The sequence below is a fragment of the Streptomyces sp. TRM64462 genome, from assembly GCF_013362995.1.
GTDB lineage: Bacteria > Actinomycetota > Actinomycetes > Streptomycetales > Streptomycetaceae > Streptomyces.
Window position 1 is genome coordinate 28570 of record NZ_JABWDV010000416.1, and the last position, 7610, is coordinate 36179.

The 7610-nt window shown below is 74.3% G+C and carries 7 protein-coding genes; 5 read left to right on the forward strand and 2 right to left on the reverse strand.

Features of this window, described 5'->3' with window-relative positions:
- Window positions 1-122 precede the first annotated feature (122 nt).
- Together HTZ82_RS25660 and HTZ82_RS25665 are read left to right on the forward strand one after the other, a co-directional pair.
- Window positions 123-575 carry a DUF4442 domain-containing protein gene (locus HTZ82_RS25660; RefSeq protein ID WP_175411786.1) on the forward strand — a complete coding sequence of 151 codons (453 nt, stop codon included), beginning with the start codon at window positions 123-125 and terminating at the stop codon, window positions 573-575.
- 193 nt (window positions 576-768) lie between these two features.
- The gene (locus HTZ82_RS25665; protein WP_175411787.1) at window positions 769-1515 is read left to right on the forward strand and encodes a DedA family protein; all 747 of its coding nucleotides are present in this window, start codon (window positions 769-771) and stop codon (window positions 1513-1515) included.
- A 114-nt stretch (window positions 1516-1629) separates the two neighbouring features.
- Here HTZ82_RS25665 and HTZ82_RS25670 read toward each other — a convergent pair whose 3' ends face one another.
- A complete protein-coding gene (locus HTZ82_RS25670) occupies window positions 1630-2166 on the reverse strand; it encodes a gamma carbonic anhydrase family protein (RefSeq protein ID WP_175411788.1) in 537 nt (178 codons plus the stop codon).
- A 124-nt stretch (window positions 2167-2290) separates the two neighbouring features.
- Between HTZ82_RS25670 and HTZ82_RS25675 the strand changes: the two genes are divergently transcribed.
- Window positions 2291-3028, forward strand: coding sequence for a DapH/DapD/GlmU-related protein (locus HTZ82_RS25675; RefSeq protein WP_175411789.1), 738 nt, complete (start codon window positions 2291-2293; stop codon window positions 3026-3028).
- A gap of 43 nt (window positions 3029-3071) precedes the next feature.
- On the opposite strand, the gene HTZ82_RS25680 is transcribed toward HTZ82_RS25675, so the two are convergent.
- On the reverse strand, window positions 3072-3938 hold the full coding sequence (locus HTZ82_RS25680) for an EamA family transporter (RefSeq protein WP_175411792.1): 867 nt from the start codon (window positions 3936-3938) through the stop codon (window positions 3072-3074).
- Window positions 3939-4030: 92 nt separating this feature from the next.
- Between HTZ82_RS25680 and HTZ82_RS25685 the strand changes: the two genes are divergently transcribed.
- Both HTZ82_RS25685 and HTZ82_RS25695 read left to right on the forward strand, forming a co-directional pair.
- Window positions 4031-4603 (forward strand): helix-turn-helix domain-containing protein, encoded by a 573-nt coding sequence (locus HTZ82_RS25685; RefSeq protein WP_175411790.1) that lies wholly within the window; start codon window positions 4031-4033, stop codon window positions 4601-4603.
- 112 nt (window positions 4604-4715) lie between these two features.
- On the forward strand, window positions 4716-7610 hold a 2895-nt coding region (locus HTZ82_RS25695), incomplete at its 3' end, for a SpoIIE family protein phosphatase (RefSeq protein WP_309235683.1).

The window sequence follows — 7610 nt, forward strand, 5'->3', positions numbered from 1 at the left end:
GTAACCATAGAGGGACGGGGTCACGGGTGCCACGGCCGCCCCGGTGCGGGCCGCTCGCAGGGGGCGCGCACCGGCTTCCCGGCAGGCTTCCCGGCGAAGCTACTGCCTGGTAACTTCGGGGTATGTCCGAGACGCTGCCGAACATCGGCGAGATGCTGCTGGCCACCGTTCCCATGGCCAAGACCCTGAACCTGGAGGTCGTCGAGGCGACCGCCGACCGCGCGGTGCTGCGCCTGCCCGACCAGAAGGACTTCCACAACCACGTCGGCGGCCCGCACGCGGGCGCGATGTTCACGCTGGGCGAGTCCGCGAGCGGCGCCATCGTCATCGGCGCCTTCGGCGACCAGATGGGCCGGGCCGTACCGCTCGCCGTCAAGGCCGAGATCGGCTACAAGAAGCTCGCCATGGGCGTCGTCACCGCGACCGCCACCCTCGGCCGCACCCGCGACGAGGTCATCGCCGAGCTCGACGCCGGACAGCGCCCCGAGTTCCCCGTGCACATCGCCATCACGCGCGAGGACGGCGCGGTGACGGGCGAGATGACGATCACCTGGACCCTGCGCCCCAACGCCTGACCTGATCTCCGGCCGCCCCCGCACCCCGCTCCGGGTGCGGGGGCGGCCGCGTACGGGGAGGCAACCGGACGGGCCGTCCGGGCGTCTCCTCCCGTGATCAGCGGCTCGGCACACGTGGCGAGGTGCTCCCCACGTGACCCGGTAGGCTGCCCTGGCCCCAGAGGTCACTCGTCGAAATACGGAGGAACCGGCGTTGCACGTCCAGGAGTGGCTCGAGACCGTTCCCGCGGTCAGCATCTACATCCTGGTGGGTGTGGTGATCGGGCTGGAAAGTCTCGGCATCCCGCTGCCGGGCGAGATCGTCCTCGTCAGCTCCGCGCTCCTCGCGTCCCAGCACGGCGATATCAACCCGTACGTGCTCGGCGCGTGCGCCACGGCGGGCGCCATCATCGGCGACTCGATCGGCTACGCCATCGGCCGCAGGGGCGGCAGGCCGCTGCTCACCTGGCTGGGCGGCAAGTTCCCCAAGCACTTCAGCGAAGCCAACATCGCCATGGCGGAGCGGTCCTTCGAGAAGTGGGGCATGTGGGCCGTCTTCTTCGGCCGGTTCGTGGCGCTGCTGCGGATCTTCGCCGGGCCGCTCGCGGGTGTGCTGCGCATGCCGTACTGGAAGTTCCTCATCGCCAACGTCTTCGGCGGCATCCTGTGGGCGGGCGGCACGACGGCCGTCGTCTACTCGGTGGGTGTCGTGGCCGAGGCGTGGCTGAAGCGGTTCTCGTGGCTGGGGCTCGTCCTGGCGGTGGCGGTCGGCGTCACGTCGATGCTGGTCCTGAAGCACCGCGCCAAGAAGGCGACGGAGAAGTCCGAGGCCGAGCGCACAGCGGCCAAGCCGGCCGTGGCGGAGACGGGCGCAGCGAAGCCGGCCGCCGAGCCCGCCGCCGCGTCGGTCGAAGCCGCGCCGCGGAAGGAGTCCGTCGCCGCGGCGGCCGCGGCCGACTGACCCGGTCGGCCGACACCACCCACCGACACCACGCTGCCCGCCCGCCGGACGACGCCTCGGCCGGGCGGGCAGCGCGTTTCACCGGGGTGCCGGTCACGGGTCCGGACTCAGGACTCAGGACTCCTTGGCGTGGGCCTCGCGGTGGGCGCCCGCGAGCTCCAGGTACATCGCGGCGTTCAGCCGGATGCCCTCGCGCTCCTCGTCCGTCAGCTCCCGCTTCACCTTCGCCGGTACGCCCGCCACCAGCGAGCCCGGCGGGACCCGCATCCCCTGCGGGACGAGCGCCTGCGCGGCGATCAGCGAACCCGCGCCGATGTGGGCGCCGTTCAGGACCGTCGCGCCCATGCCGACCAGGACGTCGTCCTCGACCGTGCAGCCGTGCAGGACCGCGTTGTGTCCGACGGACACCCGCTCGCCCACGGTCACCGGGAAGCCCGGGTCGACATGGACCGTGCAGTTGTCCTGGATGTTGCTGTCCGCGCCCAGGACGATCGGCCCGCAGTCCGCGCGCAGCACGGCGTGGTACCAGACGCTCGCCCCCGGACCCATCGTCACCTCGCCGACCACGACGGACGTCGGCGCGGCGAAGGCGGTCGCGTCCAGGCGCGGTTCCTTGCCGCCCACCGTGGTGATCAATGGTCGCTCCGTCATCTTCAGCTCCCTCGTCGTCGCGCCTCCGGAACCGTATGCCACGTCCTCCGCCGCCCCGACGGTGGGGCGAACATCACAGCGCCGCGCCCTGACCAGCGATGATCGCGGCCACTACCGTGTCCGGGTGCCCAGGAACAGAAACACGTTCTCCTCCCTCGCCGCCTGGCGCCGCCGTGTGCTGTCCCGTGCGGTGCACCGCGGGTGGCGGTGGGTGCAGGAGGCCGGGGCCGTCAGCGCCGAGCGCCCGGGGCCGCTGCGGTTCCGCCGGATCGGGGCGGGCACCAAGCTGGCCTTCCCGCAGGGCGCGGTGTTCGGCGAGGAGTGGATCGAGCTGGGCGAGTGCTGCATCATCGGCGAGCAGGTCACGCTCAGCGCCGGCATGCTGCCGGGCCTCGACCTGGGGCCGGACCCGGTGGTCACCCTCGGCAACGGCGTCGTGCTCGGGCGCGGCAGCCATGTCGTCGCCGACGCGCCGGTGACGATCGGCTCCGACACGTTCTGCGGGCCGTACGTCTACATCACCTCGACCAACCACAGTTACGACGATCCGCACGAGCCGGTCGGCCGCCAGTGGCCGCGCTCGGCGCCCGTGGAGATCGGGCCCGGCTGCTGGCTGGGTACGGGCGCGGTGATCCTGCCGGGCGCCCGGATCGGCCGCAACGTCGTGGTCGCGGCCGGTGCCGTCGTACGGGGCGAGGTGCCCGACCACGCGGTGGTCGCCGGGGCGCCGGCCCGCGTCGTACGCCGCTGGGACCCCGACAACGGCTGGGAGCCCCCGCTGCGTACGCCCCCGCCCGTACCGATACCGGAGCACGTCACGGCGGCGCAGCTCGCGGCGCTGGCGCGGTGGGAGAGCAACTGAGGCACGGGACGCCGACCGGCCCCCGCTCCCCGCCCCGCCCCCGTCAGCCCGCCGCGAGCAGCACCGAGCCCGCCAGGGCCAGGCCCGCGCCGGCCGCCTGCACCGCCCTCAGCCGTTCCTTGAGCACCCCGCGCGCGGCGAGCGCCGTCACCACCGGGTACAGGCTCGCGAGGACCGCGGCCATGGTCACCGGCCCGAGCCGGGCGGCGATCGCGTACGTTCCGTTGGCCGCGACGTCCGCCAGGCCGACGAACGCCAGCGCGGGCAGGGCGGCCCACACCACCCGTATCCCGCCGTCCTCTGGCAGCGCACGCCCACCGCGCCGTACGGACACGAACAGCGCCGCCCCGCCGACCGCGACATTGGTGACCCGCTGCACGAACAGCGCCAGGAACAGGCCCGTCACCGTCGTCGACGCCTCGGCGATGAACGCCATCACGCCACCGAACCCGAACGCCGCGACCAGCGTGAGCAGGACCGTCCGCCGCTGGACGGGCGCCCCGCGCAGCTCCGGCCCGCCCGCCAACACCACACCGACGACGGCCACGGCGACCCCGGCGAGCTGGAGCGGCCCCGGCCGGTCGCCGAGCAGCAGCCCGGCCGACACGGGGACGACGACACCGACCGAGCCCAGCGGCGAGACCACGCCCATCGGGCCCATGGCCAGCGCCTTGTAGAACGCCAGCATCGCCACCGGGCCGAGCACGCCCGCCGCGACCGCGAACCAGAGCCGCGGCCCGGCCTCGCTGAAGGCCCCGGTCGCCAGCACGACCGCGCCGAGGACGGCGACGGCGATGGTCTGCGAGACCACGACGACGGTGAGGGCGGGCGTGCGCCGGGTGAGGAGGCCGCCGCCGAAGTCGGCCAGCCCCCACAGCAGGCTGGTGGACAGGGCGAACAGAACGGTCATGACGGCCTCGCAGTACAGTGCGGTGAACACGGGGGTGCACCACACCGTAGTGCAGTCCATTGAACTCTGTCATCCATAATATTGGACGGAATGTGTCGGACCTCGATCAGCTCACGCAGTCCCTCGCCCGCAACCTCAAACGCTGGCGGAAGGAGCGGGGCTTCACACTGGACGCACTCGCCGCCCGCTCCGGCGTCAGCCGGGGCATGATCATCCAGATCGAACAGGCCCGGACGAACCCGAGTGTCGGGACCACGGTCAAGCTGGCCGACGCGCTGGGCGTCTCCATCACGACGCTCCTGGACTACGAGCAGGGCCCGCAGGTCCGGGTCGTCCCGGCCGAGCAGGCGGTACGGATGTGGTCGACGCCGTCGGGCAGCCACAGCACCCTGCTGGTCGGCACCGAGGCGCGCGGCCCGCTGGAACTGTGGTCCTGGACGCTCATGCCGGGCGACGCCAGCACCTCCGACCCGCATCCGGACGGCACCGTCGAGCTGCTGCACGTGGAGGCGGGCGAGCTCACGCTCGTGGTCGACGAGGAGGCCCACCAGGTCGGGCCCGGGATGTCGGCCGTCTTCGAGTCGAACGTCGCGCACGCGTACCGCAACGACGGGGACGTGCCGGTCGAGATGACCCTGGCGGTCTCCGTCCCGCCTGTGCGCTGACCTCGGGCGGGGCCGGCACGCACCGGACGCTCCGGAGTCCACTTGGGGTCCCGCTGGACTGGCCCCTCACCTCCGAGGACGCCCAGTATGGAGGGTGAGGTGTGATGGCGAAGTGTCCAGCGAAGGTGGCGCCGCGGCTGGAGCTCCGGGACTGCGGGCGGACCTCGCAGGCGGAGCCCCTGGCGCGCTGCGGTCCCCCGGCGCGCGGGACGGGGCGGCGGAGCAGGCCCTGGTGTTCGCCGGGGCCACGCTCGCGGCCGTGTACGTCCCGAGCGGGAGCGGCGCCGAGCTGAGGCTCGCAGGACCCGTGGGCGCAGACGGCGAGGCCGCGCCCGCGCTCCCCGGCCGGCCCGCCTCGTACGCCGTGTCCGGGCGTTCCGCGGTCGCCGAGGTGTTCCGCAGCGGCAGGCCCCTGTGGCTGACCGCCTCGGAACTGGCGGCGCGGGGCGAGGCGGTACCGGAGAGCCTCGCCCCGGGCGTCTCGCGGGGCGCCGCGCTGGGCGTCCTGCCGGTGGGCGTCGCGGAGGACCGGCGGCTGGGCTGCCTCGTCGTCGTGGACGACACGGGGGAGGGCTTCGACCCGGACCGGCGCGGATTCCTGGAGCTGTACGCCGAGCAGCTCGCCGCCCGCCTGGAGGTGGCCGCGGAACCGGCCCGCGAACCGGACCCGGGCCTGCTGCCGACGGCTCCGGCCCCGGCGCCTGCCCCTACCCCCGCCGCTCCGAGCGCACCCGATGCGGGGCCGGCGGCGCGGGGCCCGGCCCATGAGGCCCCGCCTGTGGCTGAGCCCCGGCCTGCGGCTGAACCCCGGCCCGCGGCTGAGCCCCCGCCTGTGGCTGAGCCCCGGCCCCCCGCGGGTCCGGCTCCGGCGCCCCGGGCTCAGGCCCCGGAGCCCCGGTCTGCGGAGCGCCAGGCCGCGGAGCCCCGGGCCCCGGCGGGCGGGCATCGGCACGGCATGCCCGGCCACGTCCTGGACCCGGACCGGGTCGGGTCGTTCACGCTCGTCCTTCAGACCGGCCGGATCACCGCCGACGCCCGGCTGCTCGAACTGGTCGACATCGCCCCGGACGCGTTCGACGGCCGCGTCGAGACCCTGCTCGCGCACACCGTCCCCGACGACATGCCCGCCCTGATGTCGCTGGTCGAGCCGGGCAAGGCCACCGCCACCAGCAGGGAGCTGGAGTTCCGCATCCGCCGCCCCAACGGAGAACTGCGCTGGCTGCGGATGCGCTCCCGCGTCCTCACCGACCCGTCAGGGCGGCCCGAACGGGTCCTCGGTGTCGTCGTGGACGCCTCGTCGCTGCGCCCCGGCGCCGACGAGGTGGCCATGGTGCAGCGCCTCTCGGCGTCCCTCGCCGCCACCATGACCGTGCACGACGTCGGCCGCGTCGTCGTCGACGCGCTGCGCGCTCCGCTGCTGGGCGCCGACCGCGTCGCGCTCGCCGGCCTGGAGGCGGACCGGCTCGTCGTCACCGTCCTGGACCCGCCCGACCCCGCGGCCTGGCCGGAGATCTGGCGCTCCGAATGGCGGTCCGAGTGGCCCGACACCTCGATCCGCGCCCTGCCCACGCTCGCCGCCGCGCTCCGTGAGGTCCGCGTCGGCCTCTGCCCGGCGGGCGCCGAACTCGAACCGGGCCTCGCGGGCGTCGGCCCCGGCGGCCTCGCCGTGCTGCCGCTGCCCGCCGAAGGCCGGGTCATCGGCGCGTGCCTGGCAGGCTGGGACGAGCCGCACGAGTTCGGCCCCGAGGAACGGTCCCTGCTCACCGCCACCGCCGGACTCGTCGGCCAGGCGCTCCGACGCGCCCACGCCTTCGACGCCCAGCACGAGCTCGCCACCACGCTCCAGCGCAGCCTGCTGCCCCGCAGACTCCCGGAGCTCGCCGGGGGAGTGGCCGTCGCCCGCTACCTGCCCGCCATGGTCGGTCTGGAGGTGGGCGGCGACTGGTACGACGTCATCCCCCTGTCCGAGAGCCGCGTCGCTCTCGTCATCGGCGACGTCCAGGGCCACAGCGCGGGCGCGGCCACGATCATGGGCCAGATCCGGACCGCGATCAGGGCGTACGCCGTCGAGGGGCACCCGCCCGACGTCGTCGTCTCCCACGCCAACCGGCTCCTCGTCGGCATGGAGACCGACCTGTTCGCCACCTGCTGCTACGTCGAACTCGACATGGAGGAGGGCGACGCCTGGTTCGTACGGGCCGGCCACCTCGCACCCCTGCTGCGCCACCCGGACGGCCGTACGGCTGAGGTGACCGCCGAGGGCGGTCTGCCGCTCGGCGTGCTCGCGGACGCGGAGTACCCCATCACGGCCGTCGGACTGCTCCCCGGCACCGTGCTCGCGCTGATGACGGACGGTCTGGTCGAGTCGGCCAGCCTGCACCTGGAGGAGGGCATGCTGCGGATGCGCGGCCTGCTCGCCGCGGCGGACCCGTCCGACACCGGCCGCATGGCCGACGCACTCCTCGGCGACGGAACCCGCCGCGCCGACGACGTGGCGCTGCTGCTGCTGCGCTACGACGGAATGAAGGTCCGTCCGATCCGCGCCGGCTGGGTGGTGTGGCGGCTCCCCGACGCCGTCATGCACGCCCGCCGCTTCACCGCCCGTACGCTGCGGACCTGGGGCGTGGCCGAGGAGGCGGACTCCGTGCTGCTCGTCGTGTCCGAGCTGGTCACCAACGCCCTGATCCACACCCAGGGGCCCGTACGCCTCGATCTGACGCTGGCCGGTGACCGGCTGCGGATCGCCGTCAGCGACGCGTCGCCGCGCGCGCCCGCCAAGCCGGTCATGGCCGACTGGGAGTCGACGGGCGGCCGCGGCCTGTTCCTGGTGGAGGCGCTGTCGGCGGCATGGGGCTCGGTGCCCGTGAGCGGCGGCAAGCAGGTGTGGAGCGAGCTCGTCGTGCCCCACGAACTCTCCGGCCCCGTACCGGGCTCCGATGCGGAACCCGGCCCCTACCCCTCACAGGGCCCCGCCCCTGGGCAGGACCCCTACCCCGGACAGGGCCCC

Bases quoted from the DNA above. Each gene is read 5' to 3' on its own strand.
- HTZ82_RS25670 (WP_175411788.1), bottom strand. From the start codon at position 2,166: ATGACGGAGCGACCATTGATCACCACGGTGGGCGGCAAGGAACCGCGC.
- HTZ82_RS25660 (WP_175411786.1), top strand. From the start codon at position 123: ATGTCCGAGACGCTGCCGAACATCGGCGAGATGCTGCTGGCCACCGTT.
- HTZ82_RS25680 (WP_175411792.1), bottom strand. From the start codon at position 3,938: ATGACCGTTCTGTTCGCCCTGTCCACCAGCCTGCTGTGGGGGCTGGCC.